The organism is Kribbella sp. NBC_00482 (assembly GCF_036013725.1).
In the GTDB taxonomy this organism is placed as follows: domain Bacteria; phylum Actinomycetota; class Actinomycetes; order Propionibacteriales; family Kribbellaceae; genus Kribbella.
In genome coordinates this window covers 7,323,223-7,348,433 of record NZ_CP107881.1, presented here as the reverse complement: position 1 = coordinate 7,348,433, position 25,211 = coordinate 7,323,223, and the positions used below count along the sequence as shown (strand labels likewise).

Genomic DNA, 25,211 nt, shown 5'->3' with positions numbered 1-25,211 from the left:
GCAAATCTGTCCGTCAGAGACGGGCATGACGCGAAAAGCTCTGCTGATCGGCGCGCAGCCGCCCGACCTGACCGGTGTGCTCAATGACGTCGAGGCGATGGCGGGGGCACTCGAACCGCGTGGCTTCCTGATCGAGCGCTTGGTGACACCGTACGCCACCCGCGCGGCGGTCCTCGACGCGTACGAGAAGCTCATCGTCGACGCTCGTCAGGACGACGCGGTCGTCGTCTACTACAGCGGCCACGGCGGCCGGCTGCAGCGGCCGGGCAGCCGGGACCTGCAGTTCATCGTGCCGGACGACTGCACCGATTCCGACGACTTCCGCGGCATCACCGGCATCGAGCTGTCCGTCCTGCTCGCCCGGCTCAGCGCCCGTACGGCCAACGCCACCGTAGTCCTCGACTGCTGCCATGCCGCGCACATGTCCCGTCACGCCGGGCTCCGGGTCAAGGCGCGCCTGAGGCCGGTGAATTACGACGTCGTCGAGCAGCACGTGGACGGACTCGTAGCAGCCGGTCTGCGAGTGGACGAGCGTCCGATGATCAGTAATCCTCGAGCCGTACGGGTGGTCGCGTGCGCGCTGTCGGAGCTGGCCTGGGAGGGCATCAACCGCGACGGCGTGGAGATGGGGTTGCTGACCGACGCGTTGTCCCGCGCCCTCCGCGGCGCGCAGGACCTGCGCGTCAACTGGTCGACGCTCATCGACGCGGTACGGCGGGACGTGCAGGACCTGGCGCCCGCTCAACGGCCGGAGGCCGAAGGCCCGGCGGAGCGGCAGCCGTTCGAGACAACCGATGTCGAGCCACTGGGCGTGCTGCCGGTCGCGGCCGACGGACCGGATCGGATCCAGTTGCTCGGTGCGCCGCTCCTGGGCGTGGGCGTCGGCGACAGGTTCGCCATCATGCCGGCGTCGGCGACCGGTCCGCAGGACGGGCCGGCGATCGGAGCTGCGACGGTGGACCATGTCCTGCCGACGGTCGCGCTCGCAAAGTTCGACAGTGAGCCGTCTGGCCAGACGCTCCCCCCGGACGCGCTCGCGTACTGCGTCAGCGTCACGGCGCCCGCGTTGGCGGTACGGCTTCCGCAGGGTGATCCCGTGAGCGAGGAGTTGGCCAAGGCGATGTCGCTGCGCCCGCAGCTGCGCCCGGACGCACAGGCGTCGATAGGCGTTGCCGTCGACGCGCAGGGCGAACTGGTGGTGACGGACGACGGTGTGCCGCTGCATCCTCCGTACCCGCCGACGCAGCTCGGTATCAACTCGATCATGTCGAACCTGCAGCGGATCGCCCAGGCGGTGGCGCTGCGTCGGCTGGCCGGCGATCCGGACCGGCCGCTGTCGCACGGTGTCGAGCTCGAGTGGGGTCGGGTAAGCGACGGCGAGGAGGAGCGACTTCCGCTCACCGGAGCGTTGCTGTTCGCGGACGAGAAGGAACGCGTGTTCTTCCGGCTGCGCAACATCGGTGATCAGGCGATGTACGTGTCGTTGATCGACATCGGCATCGCGTCGCGCATCTCGGTTCTCACTGCGGCCGACCCAGGCGGCGTGCGGCTCGCTCCACGCGCCTCGTACACGTACGGCTGGAACGAGGACCAGCGGCGGCTCGCCGGCGTCGAGATGACCTGGCCGGAAGGTGTCGCGACGGCAGTCGCGCGGCCGGAGACGGTCATCGCTCTGATCAGCGACGGGCCGGTGGACGTCGGACCGCTGCAGCAACAGGGCGTACGAACCGCAAAAGCACGCGACGGCGCCTCCGAACTCGAACGCTTGCTGATCCAGATCGCCAACGGGACGAGTCGGGATGTCGGAGACGCTCAGGCGGCGACCGTGCGCTACGCGGTCGAGCCGATCGACTTCATGCTGAACCCGACGCCGAGGCCGCTGAGGGAGCAGGCGGGGTTCCTGATCGACGACCGGCCGGAGGAACCGGTACGACTGCTGTCTCCGCGCGGCGTGGCGCCGGGCAAAGTCGCCGTCCGGATCGCCGAACTGATCGTGCATCGCAACCGGGCGCTGCGTAGCGCCGACGTCCGGGTGGACGCGGTCGTACTGACGGGTGGGGCCGGTGACCAGCCGGTGTACCGGGCGCAGACCACGAGGTTCAGCAACATCCGCGACGACGAGCGGCTCCCGCTCGACAACCTGCTGATCTATCACGGACCTGCGGTGGAGTTCCTCGACATCGCAGTCTGGGTCTCGCGTGACACGACGGGCAGTCTCGCGCTCAGCGACCTGCTCGAGCAGAAGTTCGGTGACCCCACGGTGCAGGCCGCCGGCGCTCAGCTGGCCGGGCTCGCGCTGACCGCGCCGCACGCCGCCGTGGCGGTAGCGGCCGCGAGCGCCGGCGCTGTGCTGGTGAACACGGCGTACGAGCTGCTGACGGCCGCGGTCGGACAGAGCATCGGGCTCTACCGCACCTCCCTGCTCGCACAGGAAGAGTTCGGGATCGGCCGCCACGTGCGGCACCCGCAGGATTTCTCCTTCACATTCTCGGTCGAGACGGTGGGCTGAGAAGCCGCCCGAGCCGCCCATTAAACGCTCGTTTCTGCGAGCATCATCGAAAGGTAGCGACATGAACAAGAAACTTGTCATCGGCGAGCAGGAGTGGGGAATCGCGGACGCGGACGCGGACGGTGTCGCCCGGCTGGTACGCGAAGCGATGAGCAACGGTACGACGGTCGAGCTCCAGCTGTACGACGTTACCGGGCAAGGCGTCACGGTCTTCCTCAACGGCGCGGCCGCGGCCTGCGTGGTCCTCGACCTGACGACGGGACCGCGGCCGAGCGAGATGTCCTGACGCTCCCGTGAGGACGGGCCGGGTCCGCGTCCGGACCCGGCCCGTACGTATTCCACGACCCCATTCCTCGGGCGTTTACGCATTTTCCGGTATCTGTCTCCATTGTCATTCAATGCGCATTTCTGGACGTCGACGATCGGTGCAGGCGCTGAACCGCGCCGTCGACGCAGAGGAGCGCGCCGTGACCTACATTGCCGAGCCGTCCTCCGCCGCGGACGAGGTACGCCGCCTCGCCGGCGCGGGCGAACTCACCGAACAGTTCCGGGGCTCGTCCCGGGACGAGCGGCGGAGGCTGCGTGCGGGCGCTGCCGAGATCGCCGGGCCACTGGTGTACGAGCGCGTGAGCAGGCCGATCGAGCGCAGGCGCGGCCATTACGAGTGCGCCACCACGCCGCGGCGGATGCTGCCGGACTGCCTGGACCGCTTCCACGACGACGTCGACGGGGTTCTGGAGGACCTGTTCGCCCACGCGCACGTGCCGATCGCGAACCTCGAGGGCTGGCTCGCCTCCCGGCTCCGGCGTGCCACCATCGAGGCGTACCGCCGACGTCGCGGCGCACGTGGCGCGTCCCAGCGGCCCCGGGTACCGGGCTGGCTCGCGGACGCGCTCGGCCGGGACGCCTGGCTGGTCGACCTGGCCAAGGCGATCCTGGAATGGGTCGGTACCGATGCCACGGCGGGATGCTCGCTCTGGCCACTGAACGCCTTCGCCGAGCGGCGCGCCGGCCTGACCGGGGATCACGCCGTCCGCGAGACCGTGGTCGCCCGCGAGGTCGAGATCGTCCTGATCGAGATGCGCAGAAGGCCCGAGTGGTACGAGAAGTACGTCGAGCGCCCGCTCGGTCGTAAGCAGGCGCCCACCTTCACCGACCTCAACCCGGAACCGAAGCCGTTGCCGCTGGTGGACTCGTACGAGCAGGACGAGACGGTACTGCGTGAGTTGGCGAGCCTCGCGATCGAAGTCATGATCGCGCGCATCGACCGCGGCGAGGACGCCGCCGCGGTGGCCGCCGACGTACTGGGGACGGTGTTCGGCGACCTGACGATCTCGGACGGTCTGGAGAAGGCGCCGGGTGACCACGGCGGCTCCCAGCAAGTCGCGACCCTGGTCGACGATCCGGCCGAGCTCAAGCGGATCGTCGGGGCGGTCCTGCACCTTCTCGGAGACCTGCGTCCCGGCGGCCGTCCGTCAGAACAGTAGGAGACGGTGTGAGGAAGGGCGCGGCATGCACGTAGTGGACGAAGACGGGCCGAACCATCCGGACGGACGAAGGGCGCAGGCGGTCGTCCGCTTGTGCGAGCTGATGGGTGCTGCCAACGATCGGATGATGGCCGACCCGCGTTCGGCGTTGGCTGAGGTGGAGCGGCTGGCGGTGGACTTCGCCGGAGACCCGGAGATTCGAACGCTGATCGAGGCTGTCCGCGCAGCCCTGAGTATGACGATCGGGCCCGCCTTCGCCGAGGTGCCCGCACTGCAGCCGATCTTCGACGACGTCGGCCGGCTCGCCCGCGGCCAGGCCGACCCGATACTGGGACTGATGCCGGGGTTCCTGGAGGCCCTGAGGGCGCAGCAGAACGGCGACAGCGAGGCCGCGCGCACGTTGTTCGCCGAGACGCTGGCGCTGGCCCAGGGCCTGCCGGACGACAACCCCATGCGTCAGCAGTTGGCGGACCTGGCGCCCATGGCGGAGCTGATGATGGCGCTGGAAACGCCAGGTTATGACACGGCAGACCGCGACCACCTCATCGGCGTGCTGCGAGAAAGCGCAGCTCGTCCGGGGCGCACTGACGGCGAGCGCGCGCTCCTCCTCGTCGCGGCAGGCGGCGCGGCGTTGAACGAGGGCAAGGAGCGCGACCTCGGACGGATCAACGAGGGCATCGACGATCTGCGTGCGGCCGTGACGCTGACCGAGGGCCAGCCGGAGCACGTCTTCAATCTCGGCAGCCTCGCGTTGGCGATGTACCACCGTTCGGACGTCCGCGGATCGATGGCCGATGTCGACGAGGCGATCGCGCTGCTCGAGCGTGCTCGGGACGTGGCCGGGGGAGTTGACCACCCGCACTGGAGTTTCATCTGCGAAATGCTGGCCGACTTCGGTCGGCGGCGCGGCGAGATCCTGTCGTCGAGTCCGGACGTCCTCGACGCGCTGCGTGGCTACGCCTGGCAGGTCTTGCTGCAGCCCACCGCGGGGAGTGCCCGTACGCTCGCGGCGAGCGCGGCGGAAGAGGCCATGAAGGTCGCCGCCCGCTGCCTCAGCGAGCGGGAACCTGGGAGCGCCCTACGTGCCTTGCGCGCGCTGGATGGCGGCCGGGGGCTGATGCTGTTCGCGGCGACCGAGCTACGCGATCCGTACACACGACTCGTCGACGCGGGCGAGAAGGAGTTGGCTGACCGGTGGCGGGCGGAGGAGAATCCGTCGGTCCTGCTACGGGAAGAGGTCATCGGCGCACTGTCCCGCGACGTCGATCTGCTCGATCCTCCCACGTTGGAGGAAGTCCAGGAGGCGCTACGCCGTCTCGGTGCGGATGCGCTCGTCTACCTGGTTCCGGCCGCTTCGTCGGCGCTCGGCTGGGCGGTGATCGCACCGGTCGAGGGGACGCCGCGGTACCTCCCGCTGCCCGGTCTCGCGATCGAGGAGGGCACGGAGATCGAGCGGTACCTGGCCGCTGCGGCCGTCAGGGATGCGGCCGTCAGGGATGCGGCCCCACGCAGCGGCCTTCGGGACGTCGCGTCTCCCGAGGAAGCCGGTTTCGCCGAGCGGCTCGACGCGCTGTGCGAGTGGGCGTGGAAGGGTGCGATGGGGCGGATCGTCGAGCCGTACCTCGCCGGTGCGCCGGACCGGACCCCGCGGCTCGTGCTGGTCCCGATGGGCGACCTGGCCCGAGTACCTTGGCAGGCGGCACGGCGACCTGACGGAACCTATCTGCTGGAGCTTGCCGCCATATCGCAGGCCGCGTCGGCCCGGATGCTGTGCGCCTCGGCCGCCGCCGAGCCGGTGCGGCACACGGCGACCGGGTTGGTGGTGGCCGATCCGGACACCGGTGGCGCGGCACCGGACCTGCCGTCGGCGCGCCTGGAGGCGTACGCGATCTACCGGACCTTCTATCCCGCCGCGACCTATATCGGTCGCCGGCCGGACGGTTCTGTCAGCAGCTCAGGCGCCGGCACCCCCGACCAGGTCCGGACCTGGCTGCGGGCGCACGGCTCGCACGCGGGAAGGATGGTCCACTTCGCGACGCACGGAATCATGCAGACCGATGCGGCCTCCGCGTCGTCCCGGCTCCTGCTGGCCGACGGTACCCTCGACGCCGACGACCTGATCCGCCTTCTCGACACCGACCGGCACCCCATCAGCCTCGCGGTGCTCGCCGGGTGCCACACAGGTCAGTCGATCCACGGCTACGACGAGGCCTACAGCCTCGGCACGGTCCTGCTGGCGGCGGGCGCGCGGTCCGTGCTGTCGACCCAGTGGAGCATCCCGGACCGGGACACCTCCTTGCTGATGTACATGTTCCACCACTGGCTGATCGCGGAGGGCTGTCAACCGTGGGACGCGCTCCGTCAAGCCCAGCTGTGGATGCTCGACGGCGAGCGACAGCCGCCTCGGAACATGCCCGCTCCGCTGCGCCGCTTGCTTGCGGACGCCGACCCCGGGCGCATCGTCGCGTGGGCCGGGTTCGTTCACTCGGGCCAGTGACCGATCGAAAGGTGGCAGTGCCATGGACCTAACCATCGCGGAACTGGTACGACGCGCGCAGGAGCTCGTGATGCGCTACTGGCGGGCAGGGCCGGGTACGCCGGGCGCACTCGGCGACCTGTCCGAGGCGATCTCGCTGCTCGACAAAGCGTATGACCAGGTGCGCCCCGGCGATCCTGGCCGCGGGGGGATTGCCGCGCAGCTAGGTTGGCTGCTGATGTCTCGCCACACTGCACACGGCGGGCCCGTTGCGGACCGGGATCGTGGGACAGTCCTACTCGGCGAGGCACTCAGCAGCCCGGGCCTCCCGCCGACCTGGATCATGCTGGCTCGGATAGGTCTCGGCCAGCTGCGCCTCTCCCGTGCGCTGGAGGGGGTGACCAACCAAGCCGCGCGCGGCGGCTTCCTCGGCGGGACGTCTTCGGCGTCGAAGGCTGATGCCGAAGCGGCGATCGAGTGCTTCCGCGAGGCTCTCCGCAGCCCGGCGGTCACTCCCGAGGTAGTCGCGACGATCCAGAGCCTGATCACGCTCACGGAGGCGATCGTGCCCCTGCTCAGCGGCAACCTGGACTTCACCGGGATGATCAGTGCGATGGTGGGTGTCCAGGACCTGATGAAGCGCGGCGGCCAGGTAGCGAATCCCGGCATCGCGTCGCTGTTCTTCACGACCGACTTGACGAACGTCGATCCGCTCAACTACCCCGGTCTTGATCTGCGGGACAGCGACACGCGAACGCCCGGGCCGGCGCCGCGGCGAGCCGTGCCGGTCCCGGTCGCACCCATCGAGCCTGACTCCGCCCGGCGAGGTGCCCGCGGCCGGCTGGCAGATCTATCGGGCCTGCCCGGGAACCCCATCTGGGAGCAGGCGTTGGCTGTCTTGCAGATGGGGCCGGAACAGGGAGTAGCCGCCGAGCTGGACGCGTTCGGCGGCGCGGCGATGAACGCGGTCGAGGCGGGCGGGGACGACGATCCGGTCGAGTCAGGGCTCGACCATTTGCTGGCTGCGGTGGGACTGTGCCTGCGGGAGCAGCGGGACGGCAGCGGATGGGGCGACGACAGCGGCGCGGGCATCAGCACCGCCGCGGCGGAACAGCTTCTCGCCGCGACCGAGCTCATCCCGACCGATCACCCCGCCGCCGCTGCGGTCGTCGAGACGCTCGGCGCCGTACTGGATGACACGCGGCCCTTTGGTGGGGCGATTCCTGGACGGTTCACGGCATATGCGGCCGAAGTGTCGCCGCGTCCGGCCGTCGTGGCAGCACTCAGTGAGTTGTGTCGCGCGACGGGCGCAGATGTCGCCGTCGATCCAGGGCCGCTGGAGGCTGCGGTCGCCGCCGTGCCGCGTGATCATTTCGCGTACGCCGCCCTGTCGACCGCGGTGCAGCAGGTTCGACTCGCCGCAGCGGTCCGGGCGTACGATCCCGCAGCCGTCCGCACTGCAGTCGGACCGGCGCCGGAGGGCCTTGCCAGGCTGCTCGACGCCCTGGTCCACGATGACGCCGAGGCGCTTCGGGGCGCCGTCGACGGGCTGGTCGGAGACGCGATGTCGCCGCGGTGCGCCGCGGTGGTGGGTGCGAGCTACCTTGAGCTGACACCGGCTGACCTCGACGACGCCGTACGGCTCCTGACCGCCGCGACCCGGGAGCTCGGTCACGTGAATCTGGGGTTGTGCACCCGATCGTGGTGGCGCCTCGTTGCGACGTATCGCCGCCGCGGCGCACCCGGCGACGCTGAGCTGAGTCGTGATGCCGGTGTCAACGCGCTGCGCGGTGGTGGTCAGGATCGGGTCAGTGCGGCGCGGTTTGCCGGACAGATGCTGGCCGAGAGGTACGAGGCAGCGGCGTACACCGCCCTGGAGGTTGCCGCCGTGGCGTCCGATCGGCCGGTCGAGCTCGCCGAGGACGTTCTCGGCGTCATGCTCGGCATCGACCTCCAGGCCTCGCCGGCCGTCGAGGTGCCGGCGCTCGCTGACCTGGCCGTCGCGGTACGGCGGGTCGGGGCCTCCGCGCTCCTCTATCTGCATCCGACCGATGACGTCGGCCGGACGGCCGGTGTGTTGTGCCTGGATCCGGCAACCGATCGCCTCGACGTGCTCGCGAACTTACCGGTGCACGACCTGTTGCCGCTCGACGATCCTGGCTTGTCGGCCATCACGGGACGCTGGAGCGCCGGCAGCCTGCTCGTGGCCGCGTCCGGCGACCTCGGCCGGATCGCTCTGTCCGCGGTGTGCACGGGTTCGGGCCGTCGGCTCGCCGAGAACGTTGGTGTCACCTACGTGTCGTCGGGGGCTCGGGTGATCGAGCTGTCCGATCGGCCTTCGGTACCGGTCAGCGACGCTCCACTGTTCGTCGTCAACCCGCGCGGTGACCGGGATTCGGCGATGGTCGACGTCATGGTGCTCCGACGCCTGTTCTACCCGCGCTCCGCGTGTGTGGGTCGTGCTGTCGAGTCGGTGGATGCAGCTGGGACGAGAGACGACGTCCTGAGCCACCTGTCGGGTGCCTCGGTGACGCATCTGGCGTGCGGGTTGCAACGCGACGACGTACCTGCGCTTCTCCTGGCTGACGGCGATGTACTCGCCGTCCGTGAGGACGGTCTGCACGGCACGGGACTGGTGGTCCTTGCGGAACCGGCAGCCGAGGGGTTCGGCTCGGTCGCCGACGCTTTCCTCGACGTGGGCTTCTCGCACGTGATCGGCTGGCAGTGGGCGGTCCCGGTGCGGTTCGCCGAACTCGCTTTGTTCATGACCCACTTGATGCTCGTCGACCACCGGATGCCGCCGGCGAGAGCGGTGAACGCCGTACACCGGTGGATGCTCGACCCCGATAGGGACCTGGCGCCGCTGCTGACTGGCGCCCACCTGACGACGGTCGACACGATCGACCTGACGCGCCCGGCACTTTGGTCCGCACTGGCCTGCCGCGGCTGCTGACCGCCGGAGCATGCCATGTCGGATCCGACCGAACGCCTGCAAACCCTGTTCTTACAGGAACTACACCGCGCCATCGCCGCCTGCCGGCAGAACGGCGCCAACCCAGCCGACCTCTCGACCAACCTGAAACACCGCCTCCACCGGCTACAGCGAGAGTCCTGCCTGCACCAGGCAGAATCCGTCCCACGAGCCCACCAGGGATAAGTGGGGACACCCGATGGGCTGGTTCGATCGGCAGACGGCCGGCCTCTTTGTCTCGGGCCTGCACGGGCTGATGCGTCGGCAGGGCGGGCAGATCGGTCTGGAGCGTGATCCGCGGGGCGGCTACGAGGACGGGCTGGGACGGGCTGGGGGTTTGGCTGGAGCATGACCCGAGGGACTTCGGGATGGCGCAGCTGATGGCACCACTGAACGCCCTGACCAAAGCCCTATCCCAACCCGTGCCCCCTCCATGCGGCAACCGCTCCGGGCGTACAAGGCGGCGACTACCAGCCGAACTGACCGCCATCCAACCCGACCCCGCACGCCAAGTTGTAGCCTCAGGTGCGCGCACCGAGCCAGGTCACGCAGGCGAGGTTGAGGTCGTTGATCTGCGACGCGGCTGTGTCCAGCGTCGCAGCCACCTTGGTGTAGGCCTCCGCGACGGAGGCCTGCTCGGACAGGTCCTGAGCATCGATCGCCTTCTGCACACGGGCCTCCGCGACGCCGAACGACGTACTGATCTGCTCGACGAGTGGTGAGATTGTCGTTGTGACGAAGCCGGTGTCGACCAGCGCGATTGTCGGGAAGCTGACGTTGAACGCCGTACCGAAACGCATCTGGCACAGCCTGATCTCGACCAGGAACCGTCGCAGCGGCAGCGCCGCGTCCTCGACGGGCTGGCTGATCAGCTCCTGGATGTCCGCGAGGATCTTGAGCGAGTCGTCGGTCAGGCTGCGGACGACGGAGCGTGCGTCCATCTCGGTGGCAGCGCGCATGTTCGACCGGTGGGTCCAACGAACCACCAGGTAGGCGGTGGCGGCGGCCACCAGACCACCGATGACCGCGCTTCCGAGGCCCTGCAGAAGGTTGCTCCAGCCTCCCAAGCTGTCGAACCAAGTCGCACCAGCCTCGTCGCTAGGTCTCATTGACCGCTGCCCTCACGGTGACGAGCGGAGCGGGTGTTGGCCGGCCGAGGAGCCTCGTCCACTCAGCGAGCTGCGGACGCGTGCCTCGGGGGCCCGCCGCCCGGGTCCACAAGGCCTTCAGTTGACGGCTGTCCTCCGGACCGAGACCGGAGATCTGCCCGGTGATCCGTGCCGGGTCGATCCGGCCGTCGAAGTTGTGCGCGACCAGCAGCCGGTAGGCGAGCAAGGCGAACTTGTAGCGATCCGCGTCGAGCGTGGCCACGGGGAGATCGGGTGCCTCCGGGTCGTCCCAGTCGGCGGTGCTCGCCGGTGCCTGCCGGGTGAACGACCGGCTACCCAGCAGCCTGCTCGAATCGACGTCGTAGACCGCCAGATGGACCCCGGAGTTCGGGTCGAACGAGAAGTTGCCCCAGGAGAGATCGCCGTACACGACGCCTGATCCGTGCATCGACTCCAGGAAGGCTGCGACCAGCTGGACCAGGGTGAGCCGGTCGGCGTCGGACACGGTGAACGGCAGCGAGAACGCCGTACGCTTCGGGATGGCGTGGTCCAGCGTCCGGAGCCGGCGTTCCTCGCCGAAGTCGTAGTAGAAGCGCGGATCCAGCTTCGGCATGACGTAGCCGCTGAGACCGGAGCGGACAATCGCTTCTTCGGGCCAGCAGAACGCGATGGGCAGGCCGGCCAACGGCTTGGCGATCTCGTGTCCGGCCTCGACGAGTCGCTGGAAGTCCTCCTCGGCACCGGGAATGGAACGCCCGAACTGCTTCACCACGCGGCTCGGATCGCCTTCGAGCTCGTGCACGGATCCTTGCCCGCCGGCGCCCAGGACTTCTCCAATGACCCTCGAGCGCTTTCGAGGCCGGCGACTGTCCTCAGGAGACGCGACTGTTGAGTCAGCTGATTGCACCGGCTTCGTTCTTGTGCTGGACAAGGGCATCACCCGGGGCAGAACCGGGATGTACGTGCGGTTTGCAGCTGGCGGTTGCTGCGGTGGCTGTGCAGGCGTACGGCGCAGCAAGCGGTTTACCTGGCGACAAAATGCCTTCCACGGGCGAACGAACCATCTGAAGCTCATCGGATCAGCTACCTGGTGGTCGAACGGGGTGATAGATGCGCGCCTCGGAGACGCCGAGGAGGTCGGGCCGGGGCGGTGGTGCGTTGATCGGTCGGTGCTGGCTCGGTGGTGTGACCGGGGTGAAAGGCCGTGGCGACAGGACCTGCATCCACTCCTTGGCGGTCGGACGCGAGCCGACGGAGCCGCCCGCCCTACGCAGCAGGTCCTGCACGCGCAGGGCCTGGTCCGGCTGCTCGAAGAGCGCGGGATCCAGTGACGTGGTCGGTGTTGGTCGTGCGTCCAGGCTCGTAGTGAGTACCCGCAGGACCGCCAGCGCGAGCTTGTAGCGGTCACGATCGATCGTCGGCTTGGTCCTCGTGTGCGGCTTCGCCTGAGGATCGTCCCAGTCGGGCGTCTCTGCCTGCGGCAGGACCGGCTCCCGGCCTTCGTACCGCAACCCGTCGCAGTCGAGCATCATGATCCGCGGCTGCGGCGGCCCTGCCCACAAGACGTTGGCGAACGACAGATCGCCGATCACGATGTTCTGCTGGTGCAGAGCGTCCATCACCCTGGCGAGGTCCCGCACTATGACGATCCGGTCCGGGACCGTCGGCAGTTGGACCTTGCCCCAGATCAACTTGGGCTGGGAGCCGAGGAAGCCGAGGTCTGCGAGCTTTCGCTCGCCGCCGACCTCGAGGATGAAGTCGGAGGGAGCCCGCCGCATAAGGAAGCCGACGGTTCTCGGTCCATCCGTGACCACGGACAGCGGCCAGGCGGTCCAGGCTTCGATTCCGGTGCCCTCACACCTGATCTTCGATCGTTCGGTGACCAACTGCCGCAGCGTGTCCGGGCGGAACGCCGGGTGGTCCGGGGTGTGGTACTCCTTGAAAACCTGCTGCGCGTCGTTCATCAGGGCGAAGACGTTTCCCTGCCCGCCGTCGGCCAGCCGCTGGCCGACCATGAGGGAGGAACGCGGCGTGGTGGTCATGTGGGTAGCTCCGCGAAGTGGAGCCCGACGAACGTACGGTCATCGTCGTAGCTCTTGATGGTGGCGTCGAGAACGCTGAGCAAGTCCGCCGGCACGGGGGCGTCGGTCCGCCACAGCTCGGCCAGGGCGTCGGCGAAGTCCTGGTTCGCGGGCAAGATGTTGCCGATCCCGTCCGAGACCAGGGCCAGCGTCTCACCGGGACGGAATATCTCACGCCAGACGCGAGCGATCGGGCACAACGGCAAGGATTCGACGGCCGTGACGATCGGCGACTCGGTGTCCTCGGGTCCAGCGCCCAACTCGATCCAGCGGCCGTCGCGCAGTCGCCAGGCGGACGAGTCTCCGACCTGGGCGAGCGTCACCTCGAAGCCGTCCGTGGAAGGCCGCTGGTCCGCCACCGCCGCCAGCATGAGGGTGCTCGACAGTTGGCGCGGCTGCAGGTTGTTCTCGGCCGCCATTGTCTGCATGGCGCTGGACAGGAAGTCGAGCGAGACCGTGTCCACGGATGGATCTGCGAGGGAAGCGACCAGGCCGTCGTGACCCACCGACGCCCGGGCGGCGTAGGCAGAGCCGATGTGCGAGGCCGATGACGAGCCGACGCCGTCCGCCACCGCCAAAGTTAGGTAACCGTCAGGGGCGCCGATCCCGAACGAGTCCTGGCGGACCTCCGCGAGGTAGCGGTGCATGTGTCCTCTCGCCGACAGCGCCCGTACGCGGCCGACCTGTGTGTCGAGCCAGTCCAGCGCGATGTCCGGCACGTGCCTGGTAGCGCTGCGCTGCTTCGCCAGACGGCGAGGAACCGGCGAGAGGTTGGCCGGCGGACCGAACCGTCGCAGACGGCCTGACGATGTCTCCGAGGACCGTCCGGATTCCGCGACGGACGGCCGTTCAGCGACGGGCTGGGGGACCGGTTCGTCCGAGCTGTCGACGGTCGTGACTGGATCGCTGACTGCGGGGCCGTCCATCTGGCCTCCTTCGTGTGATGAAGCAGGGCTCTGGGCCGAGCCGGTTGGATCCGCATCTCCGGCGAGTTCGGCGATGTGGTCCGGCGCGGACCGCTCGCGGAGGGACACGTGGTCAGAGCTCGGCGACGGTCAGGGAGGTGAAGCCCGGGATGTTGTCCGGCGTCTGCAAGGTCATGCCGCCGTCGTTCGAGCTGTGCGAGCCGCTCTGTACGATGGACTTGGTCAGCGCGACCGCGAACTCCTGCAGCGCGGCGGCAGGTGACATGTCCCGATTAACGATGAAGGCCTTGAACGTGGCGACCGCGGAGATCGTCGTCTCGTCCGCCTGGCCAATGCCAAAGGCAACGATGTTCGGCCGGTACGGGAACGTGTCCGCCGTGAGGTCCTGCCATTCGGTCTTCCAGTCGGTGTTGGCGTGGCCGTCGGTGAGGAAGAAGACCACCGGCCGGTACACCTTGTGCCCATCGCGCTTCAGACGCTCGACGTCTTGCTCGATCTGCTCCTTGACGCATTGCAGGGCCGCCGCGAAATTGGTGCCGCCCTTGGGGCCGAGGACCGGAAGTCCCGTCACCTGACTCAAGTCGGACATCTCCAGCAGCACCTCGGCGGTGTCGCTGAAGCCGATGATGCTGAACTGCGTCTTGTCCGACACCACCGGGTTGAGCCCGATCTCCTTGTGCAACTTCGGCAACGCATCGTTGATGGTCTTGATCGGCTCTCCGGCCATCGAGCCCGACTCGTCGCAGACGAGGTAGAACGGCAGTACCTGCTGACCCATGACTCTCAGCTCTCTTCCACTTGGTTAGGTTGCCTTCTTGACGGTGAACACGAAAACCTCGAGACGGACCTGCCCGTAGCCGAGGGTGCCGTCCCAGAACGGCCGGGAAACTGTTGACCTGGGGAACAAGGTCGGCGACGCGCAGGTGAGATGCTTGGCGACGCCGCGGGCCACGGACTGGCCGTGGACCACATCAGGGCCGCCGCCGAAGATCAGTACAAGACCGGCCTGCTGCCCGCTCAGCGCAGCGGCCGCCTGGCGAACGTGACGGCACGCGGCGGTACCTTCCTGGAGGGCAGCCGAACCGCTCGACGTCAGTGCGCGGGCATCGACGGCGATGGAGAGCAGCGCCGGAACCTGCTTCAGACCGATGATCGGTGCCGGTGTCCGGGTCGGTTTCGGTGTGGGCTTCGGTGTCGGTTTCGGAGTGACGGCTGCCGTCGGCTTGGGTTTCGGCGCGGCGGCCGGCTTGACCGGCGCCGCGGAGCCGAGGCCGACCAGGAACAGGACCAGGAACAGGTCGGCGAAGACCCAGCCGGCGATCGACTCGATCGACCAGCGCGGCCGTCGTTGACTTCTCGCGTTCTGCCCGGACGTCATCGGTCGCTCATCCCGCCATCGTCTCCGGGCCGCCCAGGCGCTCGATCGTCCGGAGCATTCGCTCCGCGGCGTCGTACGAGCGGGAGAGCTCTGTCGTCTGGGCCTGCATCGCACTCTCGTGCTGGCTCAGGGAACCGTTGATCGTTTCCAGCGACTTGCCGAGCTCGGTGATGATCGAGTTGAGCTCGGTCTTGATGCCACCGGAAGCTACGGACAGGGTCGCGACACCTGTCGCGAGATTCTGCTGCGACTTGGCGACCTTGGCGACCTCGGCCGAGATGGCCGAACCGGCCGAGGAGGCCGACCGGCCGGCCTTCTCGAGAGCAATCTTCGTACCGTCGTGCAGATCGGTCACGTGGGTCTGCACCGCCGTCGAGAGCTCCTTGAGCGTCCGATCCATGGCGAGTTGCAGATCAGCGTTCGCAGTCCTGGCCACGTCGGCCGACGCCTTGGCACCCGTGGTCGCCTTGATGGCGGACGCGATCAGGTCGGCGAGCGACGTACGCAGTTCCGTGACCGACTCGCGCAGTTCGGTGGAGCCGGCGAGCGTTGTCTCGTTGGCCTGGCGAAGTGCGTCCACGGATCGCTTGATCATCGCCTCGAGACGTACCGGATCGTCGGCCCGACGTTGGTCCAGCAGTCGCCTCGCGAGCGCGATGCAGGCGGTCAGTTCGCTTTGGGCCTCGTGCCGTCGATTGTCCTCACGGTCGGCGGCGGCGTGCGCGACGAACCGATGGACGACGACGCAGCCGATCGCGAACAGGATCAGACCGACCGAGATCTGGGCGGTCGGGATGAGGCGGTGGACGGACGCGAGGCCGCCGTCGAAGCCGGTGGTCCACAGCGACAGGAAGGTCCGCCCGTTCTCCTTTCCCCGGGCGACAACTGCCTGGTACGCCTCAGTCGCGGCGTGGAAGCTCCACCAGGTCCAGGCGACCGGCAGGAACGCGGAGATCGCGGCCAAGGCGCCGAGGATGCGTTCGGCCCACTCCTTGTCGCTGATCGCCACCGCGGACGAGGCCGGGAAGGCGGCGAACAGATCGACATTCGTCCATTCGTCGTTGTTATCGTCCTCCACGGCGGTCGCCAATGACTGCAGGTCGTCGGAGCGCCGGGAAAAGCGCGTATCGGCGGCGAGTGTTCGCAGCCGGGTGCAGCATTCGGAAAATACGTCGGTCACGGTTTCCTCGAATCGCTCACGAGCACAGAGCATTCCCCCACAGGAAGCTCGCGGCATGGGACACAGAACGGCCGCGGAATACGGCCGGTCCGCTCAGATTGTTGCCGGGGGGACGGAGACCCGGCGTTCGGTGATCATTGCCCACGACTCCTTCTGACGGACAGCGTCACGGCAAGCGGACTCGTCGGGTCAGATCGGTTGGGGACGGAGTGCTCACTGGCGGACGCCTGCCTGCCAGCAGGTCAGGTGCCAGGCCGGGAGTTGCTGGACCAGGTCGACCTGCCGCCGGCCACGGGCGAAGGTCACCGACTTGCGGCCGGCCAGGTAGCACCAGGCATCAAGGTCCGCGTCGGTTCCGAAGTAGTGGAAGCTGCTCGACAGCACCGAATCCCGGGTCAGGAACGGTCCCAGCAGCCTGCTCTGCGCCTCGACCGGGAGATTGCCCAGGAAGCCGCGCAGTTGCGGATCAAGCTCTTCGTGCAACGGACCAGGTCTGGTGGCGCCCGACTCGCGGCTGCTGCCGGGGTGCGTTGCCTGATGCGTGATGATGACGTCCCGGATCGATCCCGGTGCGAACGCCCATGTGTCGAACCGCCGAGAGGCGTCACCCGACGCATCGGTCGTCGGCGTGCTCGTGACCAGACCGCGTTCGCCGAACACGACGACGTACGGCCTGGCTTCTGGACCGTCGTACGCATATGCCCACCAGTCGATGACCGGCCCGGAGAATTCGGCGAGCCGCTGCTTGACCGGCTCCCCGAGGCGCCCCCACCAGTATTCCCGATCCTCACCGCTGCCAAATTCGAACCCACCGGCGTCATGACCGGCAGGCCAATCCCGCCCGTCATCGAAATCGGAGCTCATGACCATTCCCCCTTGAATCTGTCCGCTATATCGCGAGCCGACGACCCAGCGTTACCAAGAGCCAGGACTTTTCTTTCAGCCTCGCGGAAGCCCGAAGATCGCGGCCCGGAGATCGTGGATCGTGGTGTCGGACAGCGACGCCACTAACATCCTGATCCGTGCTAGTGCCGTCGCAAGGAACGTTGAGGTTGTTTACGGTGCCACGCTCGTGGGGCCAGCTCGAACCGCATTCGTGGCCAGTGTCGGGACCGGCTGAAGTAGACGTAGGTGTAGGTCAGGGCAGTGGGTCGCTAGCCGCGACGCGCTGGGTGCGGCCGTTCGAACAGGGAGCACGCCGGATCGAGATCTCGCCCTGGAACTAGATGTGCTCCGTGCCCACCGATTGCTGTGCTGGTGAGGCCCAGATAAGGTCCTGTCCGCCGGTGATCGTGACGACCGCAGGTCCGGTCGCCTTCTGGCCACCGGGTACATCCGTCACCGTGACGGCTGGCGTCAGAGATTTCGACCGGTAGACCGGCGGCGCTCTACGGAGGACGATCAGGATCCGAAGTCGTCGCCGGCGAGGCAGTTGGTGAAGCTGCGCGGTTCGTCGAGCCGCTCGGGGCGAGATCGTCGAGGAGTTCTTCGATATCGGACGGTCGCGGTCGTTGCCTTGGGAGCGGAGCGACGAGGCGAGCCAGGCGGTCCAGGAGCTGAAGAATCCTGGACGCGGCTGGGACGGGCTCGTGGTGGGGCAGGCGACGAAGTGCTGGTACGGCAACCAGTTCAGCCTGACGTGGCCGAACTTCCATCGGTACGGCGTGTCGCGTCCGCCGGGTCCTTTGCATCAGTGCCAGGATCTCGTGGAGAGCAAGGCAGAGCATTTGGCCCAGCCGGCGAGTTTCAGTCGCCGGTAGCTCGACGAGTTGCACGTCCTTCTGATCATGGAGCCGGGCGCTGAGGTGGCTGGCCGCCTCCTACCTGCTGGTGCGCAATGCTGTAGACCTCCAGTGCCAGCCGAGGGACGCCGGAGTCAGCTCCAAACTATGTTTGACAGGCTCTCCAGGGGCGGTTGCGGGCCGAGTGCCTCGACGGTGGGTGGGGCCGTGTCGGCGGTGTGGAGTGCAACGGGGAGGCGGACCTTCGTGCGGTTCTCCAGCTCTGCGATCGAGACCTGGAAGACCCGGAACTCGTCGAGTTCGAGAGTTTCCAGCTGGTCGAGATTCTGAGTCAGCAGGAACGCGCTCGCTTTCAGCGAGCCGGCCTCGACGAAGGAGATCACCTTCCAGAACTCCCGCGGGATCTTGACCCCGCGGAAGATCCGGTCGTCGTCGTTGAAGACCGGGCCTCCGTAGACACTGATGCGAAGGTCGTCGACATCGACATCGGCGAAGACCGCATCCTCCAGCCGGCCCCAGAGCCCGTCTCTGCTGCTCTGGTTGAAGTCGTCCATCTGCGGGGTGATGTTGGTGAAGAAGAACGAGTCGCGGTTCGCCTGCTCTGCTTCGTCCATCGAGCCCCACAGCAGATCGGCCCGCCGGGCGAGGTGGCCGCGGTCGAGACGGTTGTCTCTGTACAACTCGTCGCCGTTCTGTACGTCGGCCGGCAGCCTCGGGTCCTTGATGAAGGGGATGCCGGTGCGCGTGATCTTCTTCAGCCCGCCACCGTCGACGTTCCACGCGACCCAGTGGGCGAACTTCCGGCTGCGGCTCATGGTCAGCGAGAAGTGGGTGTAGTCGACCCTGACCGAGGAGTTCAGCAGCACCGCGTCGTCGGCCGCTGCCGGATCCAGCTCCGGTGCGGCCAGCGGGACACTCAGGAAGGCAGGATCGAAGCCTGTGAGCACCGGGGTGGGCTCAGGCTGGAGGAGCGTGATCCCCAGCTTCTGGAACAAGGACCTCGGCAAGCAGGCCAGCGCGTGCTCGTCCGGATCGCCCTGACCTTCGCCGGCGAAGTGGATACCGGCGAGGACCTTGGTCGTTCGACCGTTGGCAGCCTTGAACAGCCACGCCGCTCCCGAATCGCCGCCTTTGCTGACCTCGTCGTCCTGCGGTCGCTTGCCAGGGTCGATGCCGATTTCGAAGCCGCCGACCTCGACCACGCCGGCGTGCGGGCCGTAGTCGATCTTCGCGATGGTGTCGACCCGTCTGACGATGCCATGAGTGACTCCAGTGGTCCGGCCGCTCTTGACCACCTTGTCTCCGAGCTCCGGATCGCCGAGTTCGTCCGGAACGACGTCGAGCCCGAAGATCGACGGATCGACGTCCCGGCTCCCGAGCTCGGCGATCGCACCGTCGCCTGCGATCCCGAGATGGGATCGCAGGAGCGCACCGAGATGGTTGCGCTCGATCCGGTTGTCGTCGTGCGGGCCGGGCTGTACGACGATGTCGCCGAGCTTGCCGTCGTCGCCGTTCAGCACGTGCCAGTTGCTCAACACACACGGCCGGCCGGTCTCGACGTCGTAGACGATGGCGCCGATCGTCCCGGCCGTGATCGTCTGGTGACCCACGCTGACGCCGGGCCGGACCGGGTCGATGCGGACCTTGCGCTCGTCCACGTCGGCCTCGGGGACGACTCTGAAATCAGGACGATAGCTCCGCTGGATCACATCGGTGGGGATCTTGACACCCGCGACCGTGATGGAGTCCGGCAGTTCTTTGCTCGGCAGCCGACCGAGCTCCTCCGGAAGAACCTTCTGGTCCACCGTGAACTGGATCGACAGTTCCTTCGTCTGTTTGCCGTCGCGGATCTTGTACCCGATCCCGATCGACGAGACGTTCGGGTCCTTCAGGTAATTCGAGCCCTCGCTGCGGATGAACTCCCGCAATGCGGCGGACAACTGCTCGTCAGGTACGACAGAATCTTTCGTGTCAGCCATGGCTGACTCCCCCCAATGGATCGCTCAACAGATCCGAGCGTGCTCCCGTGGTGAGCGGCTGTCAACAGCACGCCCCAGATGACAGAGCCGGGCGTTTTCCCGGCAATTCAGCCGGCAATTCACCCGTTTGATCAATGCCCTTGTTCTGTCGCCGCGGGACCTAGCGCGACAGCTTGGTCTCGAGGGCGTTCGAGACGCCGCTCTTGAGGAGTCGCTCGCGAACATCGTCGATGGCCGCATCGTGGTGCTCGGAGGAGACGGCGTCTTCGAATCGGCGATAGAGCTCGGGGTCGGTCGTCAAGTAGAAGGCGAGCTCCTGGCCGACCTGGCCGAGGTCGGCCGGCACTTTGTCGGCCGTTGTCCCCAAGAGCTCCGCCAACCCACCGTCGAGAGGGTTGGGTGGACCGGCTGCCGCGGCGAGAGACGGTTGGGTACTGCGGACGGTGCCCTCGAAGAGATGGCCGAATGTGGTGAGACCGCCGCGTGCCAACGGCACGTTTTGGGTCGCAGTCGGCGCAAGGGTCGGTACGGTCCGGCCGTTCGGCAGGGCTGCGTTCAGCAATGCGTTGGCGTCGACGAGTCCGCCGCCGAACTGCCCGGACGGCCAGTCCGGGACCGGGTTCGCGGTGTCTCGCACCAGTTGGGAGAACGTCGACGCGATCCGTTCCTTGCCGCCGCACGCGTTGATGATTGTGGTTCGGCCGTGTTTGGCGAGCCACAGGGCGGCGATCCCTGCCACGGTGGCCACGGCGTACGACGTACCTGAGCCTTGGCTGACGTTGTTGAGGGAATCGTTGGCGTTCGCGGTGGCGTGCCAGACCCGGTCGCCGGGTGCGGTGATGTCGACCGCGCGTCCTCGTGACGAACCCTTCCAGGTGCCGCGCTCGGCATCGCAGGCGGCGACCGCGACGACCTCGTCGTACGCCGCTGGGAACACCACGAAGCGCACGCAGTTGCCGGCGGCGGCGAGCACGATGACGCCTCGGCTGGTCGCGTAGACCACGGCGTCGTGCAGACGATCGCTGCCGAGGCCACCCATGCTGATGGAGATGACGTGGACGCCTCGGTCCGTGGCCAGCTCGATGGCTCGGGCGAGGTTGAGGGTGTCGAGGACGACCACGCTGTCGGAGACCCGGAACGGGATGAGTTTGGCGTGTGGCGCCGTACCGCTGACGGCGTTGTCCGCATTCCCGTTGGTGGCGCCTCGTGGGCTGACGATGACACTGGCCGTGCCGGTGCCGTGCCCGCCGTTCTGCCAGGGGAAGGTCTTCTTCAGCTCGTCCCGCGCGTCGTCGTCGTTGTCGAAGAGGTCACGTCCGAGATCGGTCTGCAGGTTGGCCGCGATCTCGGGGTGGCGCCGGTAGCCGGTGTCCGGGTGGCCGATGACGACTCCTTCGCCAGGCTGGGCGCCGGCGAAGTGGTTCTGCCAGGCCAGGGGGACGTTGGCCATTTCGATGCTCCACTCGTGCGCCTTGGCCTTGGCGAAGTCCTTACCACTACCGCAGCCGAAGCTCGGCAGACCGAAGGCGGCGGTCGGTTGCTCGTCGCTGTCGAAGCCCCACTCCGGACGGTCGGTGACCCACGCCTTGAACAGCGGCTCGGCGCTCGCGATGCCTTTGTGTGCGCGGAGTTGGTACGTCCGGTCCCACGCATCACGTGGGCTCAGGGCGCCTTCTTCGGAGATCACTTCGAACTGGTTCTTGCGGTCTCCGTAGTTGGTGGCGTGCCAGCCCTCGCCGAGTATGTCGTTGATCGCGCGATCCACCTTCTGTTGCGCGGCGCGGTTGGTCGTCTTGATGGTGAAGCCCTGGAGGACCGGGCCGGGATCGTGCTCGTTCTCGTTCATCTGTGCGTCCTGGTCAGATGGTGGATTTGGCGATCAGGTGATCGAGGGCCTGCCGGGTCTTGCTGACCTGGCTGTTGTCGATCGGCAACTGCTTGTGCTGCACGAAGGCAGTGAGTGCGGCCTGGGCGGCGACGGCCTTCTTCGGCTTGGCGACGATCGAGAGTTCGAGGAAGTCGAGTCCTGTGTCGACCTGCCAGCGTTCGGCCCGCACGCCTGACGTCACGCCGTCGATGGTGAACTCGTCGAAGCGCGTCGCGGCGATCGGCGGCAGCATGCTGACGGCCGCGAGGTTGACCCGGCCCACACTGCACGTGGCGAGGAAGTCGAGTTGCGTCTTGCTGAACAGTTCGGGGATGAGCCGGCCATCGGCCTGCGCAGCGGACAGCCGCGAGTCCGACCATTCCACTTTCATCGAGGCGGCCAGCGACCGCGACTGGCCCGCCCAGTCGGCCTCGATCTTCAGTTCCTCGGCGTCTTCTGCGTCGGGTTCGAGGTTCTCGAAGTACTGCGGATCGAGCTGGGACCAGCGACTGGGCCGGAGCTTGATCGTCGTGTCGCCGGTTGTCGCGGTCTTGCCGCGAACTCGCAGTACGACGCCGATGTCGAGGAGCGCCGTGGTCGCCGCGGCGTCGGTGACGTCCTCACAGAACACCACCGTCCAGGGTTGACCGCCTGTGAGCTCGAGGCGTTCGATCGCCTCTTCGACGTGTTCGTCGGCCAGCGTGACCTTGATTTCAACCTTGTCCGGACGCACCTCGACACCCCCAATGAGTACGCCGGCCGGACCCGCCCCCAGGTCCACACCGGCCGCACGTCGAATTTCCACACTCCTCCGAGTCCCAACCGCCGTCAACGGGGCAAGTGTTCGACGGGATTTCCGCAGGTGATTCTCGCTCAAACAGGTGAATTAGCTACTGGCGGGTGGAGCCGACGATCGCCCGCGTCGGGCTCCGGGTTGCCTAGGCTCCAGGAAGTCGGAATACGAGGTGCAGATATTCCAGATAGTCCGTCGTGGCAAAGCGTTCACTGATCTTCGAGCTAAATCGAGTTTCGACCTCGCTGGGGATATTGCTAAATGTCACGGCATTGATGGTGGAATTCACGAAAGAGGTGATCAACAGCGGCGTCCTGCACGGCGGACCCGGACAGCCGCCGTGTGCGAAGCCGCCGTCCGGTGAGGTGGACCTCGGCTTCACCAGCCTGGCCGCGCGGGTCATTCAGTCGCTTGAAAGGTTGTTGCTATTGGCAATTAATTGAGTGATGTCTTGACACCGTCGAAGTGCCTCCGTAGCGTCATTCCTTGGGGATTCATCAGGCAAATTCACCGTCATTTGGTGATCGACACTTCACGCCTGAGGGGGGATGCATGTCTGACGCTGCGTTGTCCTTGCTCGCCCCAACCGAACTGCCGCCAGGTACAGCCGATTCCGCGGCGAATTGGCGGCAACCCTTTCAGCGCCTCGACACCCTGCTGGCCGCGGCGGTGGCCGAGGCGCGGCAGAGGTTCGGTGCCGAGGCGGGGCACGACTCGTTCCGGGGGCTCTACGTAACAGACGAGAACGCTGCAGCGGCCCTCCGCCATCCGCCGGGGGAGCCGTTGCGCAGGCACCAAGAGGCTGGACCGGACCGCGCGCTCGAACCGACCTGGTCGGACCTGGCCGCGGATCACGGCGGATGGGCCTGGCTACGGCGTACGTATCACCTGACCGACGCCGAGCTCGATGTCGTGCTGATAGCGCTGGCTCCCGAGATCGATCTTCGCTACGAACGGGTCTACGGCTACCTTCAGGACGACGTCAGCCGCCGCCGCGCAACCGTGAATCTGACCCTCGACCTCATCAGCACGTCGCCGGACGAGAAGCTGAACCAGCGGTCTTTGTTCGCGGCCGACGCCCCGCTGCTGCGGAGCAAGATCCTCCGACTGGTCGGCGAGGAGCGGGTGCAGTCACCGCTTCTGGCGAATGCTGTTGTCCTCGACGAGCAGATCACGCAGATCCTGCTGGCCGTGCGCGGGCTCGACAGACAGCTGGCTGACTATTGCCTGCTCACTACCCCGCGCCCGGGCGCCTGGAACGAGACAGCGCTCCCGCCGGCCACCCGGCGTACGGTTGTTGACGCGGCCCGTGCCGCGCAGGGCCGTTACCCGCTGCGAATCCAGCTGCACGGGCCGGTCGGCTCCGGCCGTCGGGCCGCGGCGGTGGCATTGGCAGGGGAGCTGCAAGTCCCCATCCTCATACTGCGAGCGCCTCACCTGCCGTCCGGAGACGAGGAGGCGGCAACTGTCGTCGCTCGTTCCTTCCGCGAGGCGATGCTGCAGGAGGCGATGCTGTTCGTCGAGGGCGTGGATGCGCTGTCACTCGGATCGCGCGTGCGGGCGGCCTTGATCGATGGCTTGGCGGAGCATGGCGGCATCACGGTGCTGGCCGACACTCAGCCATGGACGGCGGACGGTAGCCCGCCACTCGGTGTCCTGGATGTTGCCCTTGGGCGCGCGGATCTGCCAACTCGGCGTACCGCGTGGGCGCGGGAACTCGAGCAGGCCGGGGTGGCACCGTCGACCGAACTGGCGGAGACGCTCGCCGGTCGGTTCGCGTTCGGGCCTGCGCGGATCGCCGAGGCCGTCGCGAGTGCCGTCAGTGCCGCAGGTCCATCCGGCGACCCGACCGCGGGCGAGGTGTTCGCGGCCGCGCGGCGCCAGACCAGTCAGCGGCTGTCGACCCTGGCGCGCCGGATCGAGCCAGCCTCCTCATGGGCCGACGTCGTCCTGCCGCCTGACACCACCTTGCAGCTGGAAGAGCTGTGTGCCCGGGTCGGGCTGCGGTCGACGGTCCTGAACGAGTGGGGGTTCGATCAGAAACTCTTGCGTGGAAAGGGAACCAGCGCGCTGTTCACCGGGCCGCCGGGTACCGGCAAGACCACCGCAGCCGAGGTCGTGGCCGGGGAGCTCGGCTTGGACCTGTTCTCGATCGATCTGTCCGCGGTGATCAGCAAGTACATCGGTGAGACCGAGAAGAACCTGGAGAAGATCTTCACGGCCGCCGCCGATGCGGACGCGATTCTGATGTTCGACGAGGCCGACGCGTTGTTCGGCAAGCGGTCCGAGGTCCATGACGCGCACGACCGGTACGCCAACGTCGAGACGTCGTACCTGCTGCAACGGATGGAGCAGTACGAGGGCATCGCGATTCTCGCGACCAACCTCCGCCAGAACCTGGACGAGGCGTTCACCCGCCGGCTGCAGTTCATCGTCGAGTTCCCCTTCCCCGACGAGGAGTTGCGGGAAGGGATCTGGCGGGTCTGCTTCCCGGCCGCCGCACCGCTGGCCGGGCAGCTCGACTTCGCCGGTCTCGCCCGCGACTTCCGGCTCTCGGGCGCGAACATCCGGAACGCGGCTCTGCACGCGGCGTTCCTGGCGGCCGGCCGGGGTGAGCCGATCGGGATGCCGCATCTGCGGCAGGCGATCCACCGCGAGTTCCAGAAGCTCGGCCGGGTGCGGCCGGACCTGGCCGTCGACCAGGGTTGGTGAG

20 protein-coding genes are annotated in these 25,211 nt (G+C 67.6%); 9 read left to right on the top strand and 11 right to left on the bottom strand.

All coding sequences use genetic code 11. From position 1 onward, the window contains the following. Nucleotides 1–25 precede the first annotated feature (25 nt). From OHB24_RS35630 to OHB24_RS35605, 6 genes are all read left to right on the top strand, one after another. Nucleotides 26–2,509: a caspase family protein gene (locus tag OHB24_RS35630; RefSeq protein ID WP_327635306.1), complete on the top strand. Its 2,484-nt coding sequence runs from the start codon at nt 26–28 to the stop codon at nt 2,507–2,509. Between the two features lie 61 nt (nt 2,510–2,570). Next, nucleotides 2,571–2,795: a hypothetical protein gene (locus tag OHB24_RS35625; protein ID WP_327635305.1), complete on the top strand. Its 225-nt coding sequence runs from the start codon at nt 2,571–2,573 to the stop codon at nt 2,793–2,795. Nucleotides 2,796–2,907: 112 nt separating this feature from the next. Further along, a complete protein-coding gene (locus tag OHB24_RS35620; RefSeq protein WP_327635304.1) occupies nt 2,908–3,996 on the top strand; it encodes a hypothetical protein in 1,089 nt (362 codons plus the stop codon). Nucleotides 3,997–4,021: 25 nt separating this feature from the next. Beyond that, nucleotides 4,022–6,493 (top strand): CHAT domain-containing protein, encoded by a 2,472-nt coding sequence (locus tag OHB24_RS35615; protein WP_327635303.1) that lies wholly within the window; start codon nt 4,022–4,024, stop codon nt 6,491–6,493. 22 nt (nt 6,494–6,515) lie between these two features. Continuing rightward, nucleotides 6,516–9,425 carry a CHAT domain-containing protein gene (locus tag OHB24_RS35610; RefSeq protein ID WP_327635302.1) on the top strand — a complete coding sequence of 970 codons (2,910 nt, stop codon included), beginning with the start codon at nt 6,516–6,518 and terminating at the stop codon, nt 9,423–9,425. 217 nt (nt 9,426–9,642) lie between these two features. Then, nucleotides 9,643–9,795, top strand: coding sequence for a hypothetical protein (locus tag OHB24_RS35605; RefSeq protein ID WP_327635301.1), 153 nt, complete (start codon nt 9,643–9,645; stop codon nt 9,793–9,795). A 169-nt stretch (nt 9,796–9,964) separates the two neighbouring features. Here OHB24_RS35605 and OHB24_RS35600 read toward each other — a convergent pair whose 3' ends face one another. The 8 genes from OHB24_RS35600 to OHB24_RS35565 form a co-directional block, all read right to left on the bottom strand. After that, nucleotides 9,965–10,552, bottom strand: coding sequence for a hypothetical protein (locus OHB24_RS35600; protein ID WP_327635300.1), 588 nt, complete (start codon nt 10,550–10,552; stop codon nt 9,965–9,967). After that, nucleotides 10,542–11,354, bottom strand: coding sequence for a hypothetical protein (locus tag OHB24_RS35595; RefSeq protein ID WP_327635299.1), 813 nt, complete (start codon nt 11,352–11,354; stop codon nt 10,542–10,544). The genes OHB24_RS35600 and OHB24_RS35595 overlap by 11 nt, the downstream gene beginning before the upstream one ends. A 277-nt stretch (nt 11,355–11,631) precedes the next feature. Next, on the bottom strand, nt 11,632–12,594 hold the full coding sequence (locus OHB24_RS35590; RefSeq protein ID WP_327635298.1) for a hypothetical protein: 963 nt from the start codon (nt 12,592–12,594) through the stop codon (nt 11,632–11,634). After that, nucleotides 12,591–13,559 (bottom strand): protein phosphatase 2C domain-containing protein, encoded by a 969-nt coding sequence (locus OHB24_RS35585; RefSeq protein WP_327635297.1) that lies wholly within the window; start codon nt 13,557–13,559, stop codon nt 12,591–12,593. The genes OHB24_RS35590 and OHB24_RS35585 overlap by 4 nt, the downstream gene beginning before the upstream one ends. A 112-nt stretch (nt 13,560–13,671) precedes the next feature. Beyond that, nucleotides 13,672–14,337, bottom strand: a complete 666-nt coding sequence (locus tag OHB24_RS35580) for a vWA domain-containing protein (protein WP_327635296.1) — start codon at nt 14,335–14,337, stop codon at nt 13,672–13,674. Nucleotides 14,338–14,361: 24 nt separating this feature from the next. After that, nucleotides 14,362–14,937 (bottom strand): hypothetical protein, encoded by a 576-nt coding sequence (locus tag OHB24_RS35575; RefSeq protein ID WP_327635295.1) that lies wholly within the window; start codon nt 14,935–14,937, stop codon nt 14,362–14,364. A 7-nt stretch (nt 14,938–14,944) separates the two neighbouring features. Continuing rightward, nucleotides 14,945–16,015 (bottom strand): hypothetical protein, encoded by a 1,071-nt coding sequence (locus OHB24_RS35570; protein WP_327635294.1) that lies wholly within the window; start codon nt 16,013–16,015, stop codon nt 14,945–14,947. Nucleotides 16,016–16,330: 315 nt separating this feature from the next. After that, nucleotides 16,331–16,981, bottom strand: coding sequence for a hypothetical protein (locus tag OHB24_RS35565; protein WP_327635293.1), 651 nt, complete (start codon nt 16,979–16,981; stop codon nt 16,331–16,333). Nucleotides 16,982–17,628: 647 nt separating this feature from the next. Between OHB24_RS35565 and OHB24_RS35560 the strand changes: the two genes are divergently transcribed. Further along, entirely contained in the window at nt 17,629–17,877 is a 249-nt protein-coding gene (locus tag OHB24_RS35560; RefSeq protein WP_327635292.1) for a hypothetical protein, read from the top strand. A 116-nt stretch (nt 17,878–17,993) separates the two neighbouring features. Here the strand turns inward: OHB24_RS35560 and OHB24_RS35555 are convergent, their stop codons facing one another. From OHB24_RS35555 to OHB24_RS35545, 3 genes are all read right to left on the bottom strand, one after another. Then, complete coding sequence (locus OHB24_RS35555) at nt 17,994–19,838, bottom strand: DNA/RNA non-specific endonuclease (protein WP_327635291.1); 1,845 nt, start codon at nt 19,836–19,838, stop codon at nt 17,994–17,996. A gap of 160 nt (nt 19,839–19,998) precedes the next feature. After that, nucleotides 19,999–21,684 carry a S8 family peptidase gene (locus OHB24_RS35550; RefSeq protein WP_327635290.1) on the bottom strand — a complete coding sequence of 562 codons (1,686 nt, stop codon included), beginning with the start codon at nt 21,682–21,684 and terminating at the stop codon, nt 19,999–20,001. Nucleotides 21,685–21,697: 13 nt separating this feature from the next. After that, nucleotides 21,698–22,510: a hypothetical protein gene (locus tag OHB24_RS35545; protein WP_327635289.1), complete on the bottom strand. Its 813-nt coding sequence runs from the start codon at nt 22,508–22,510 to the stop codon at nt 21,698–21,700. A 185-nt stretch (nt 22,511–22,695) separates the two neighbouring features. Between OHB24_RS35545 and OHB24_RS35540 the strand changes: the two genes are divergently transcribed. After that, nucleotides 22,696–22,941 (top strand): hypothetical protein, encoded by a 246-nt coding sequence (locus tag OHB24_RS35540; protein WP_327635288.1) that lies wholly within the window; start codon nt 22,696–22,698, stop codon nt 22,939–22,941. Between the two features lie 109 nt (nt 22,942–23,050). Next, nucleotides 23,051–25,210, top strand: coding sequence for an AAA family ATPase (locus OHB24_RS35535; protein WP_327635287.1), 2,160 nt, complete (start codon nt 23,051–23,053; stop codon nt 25,208–25,210). Nucleotide 25,211: the final 1 nt, after the last annotated feature.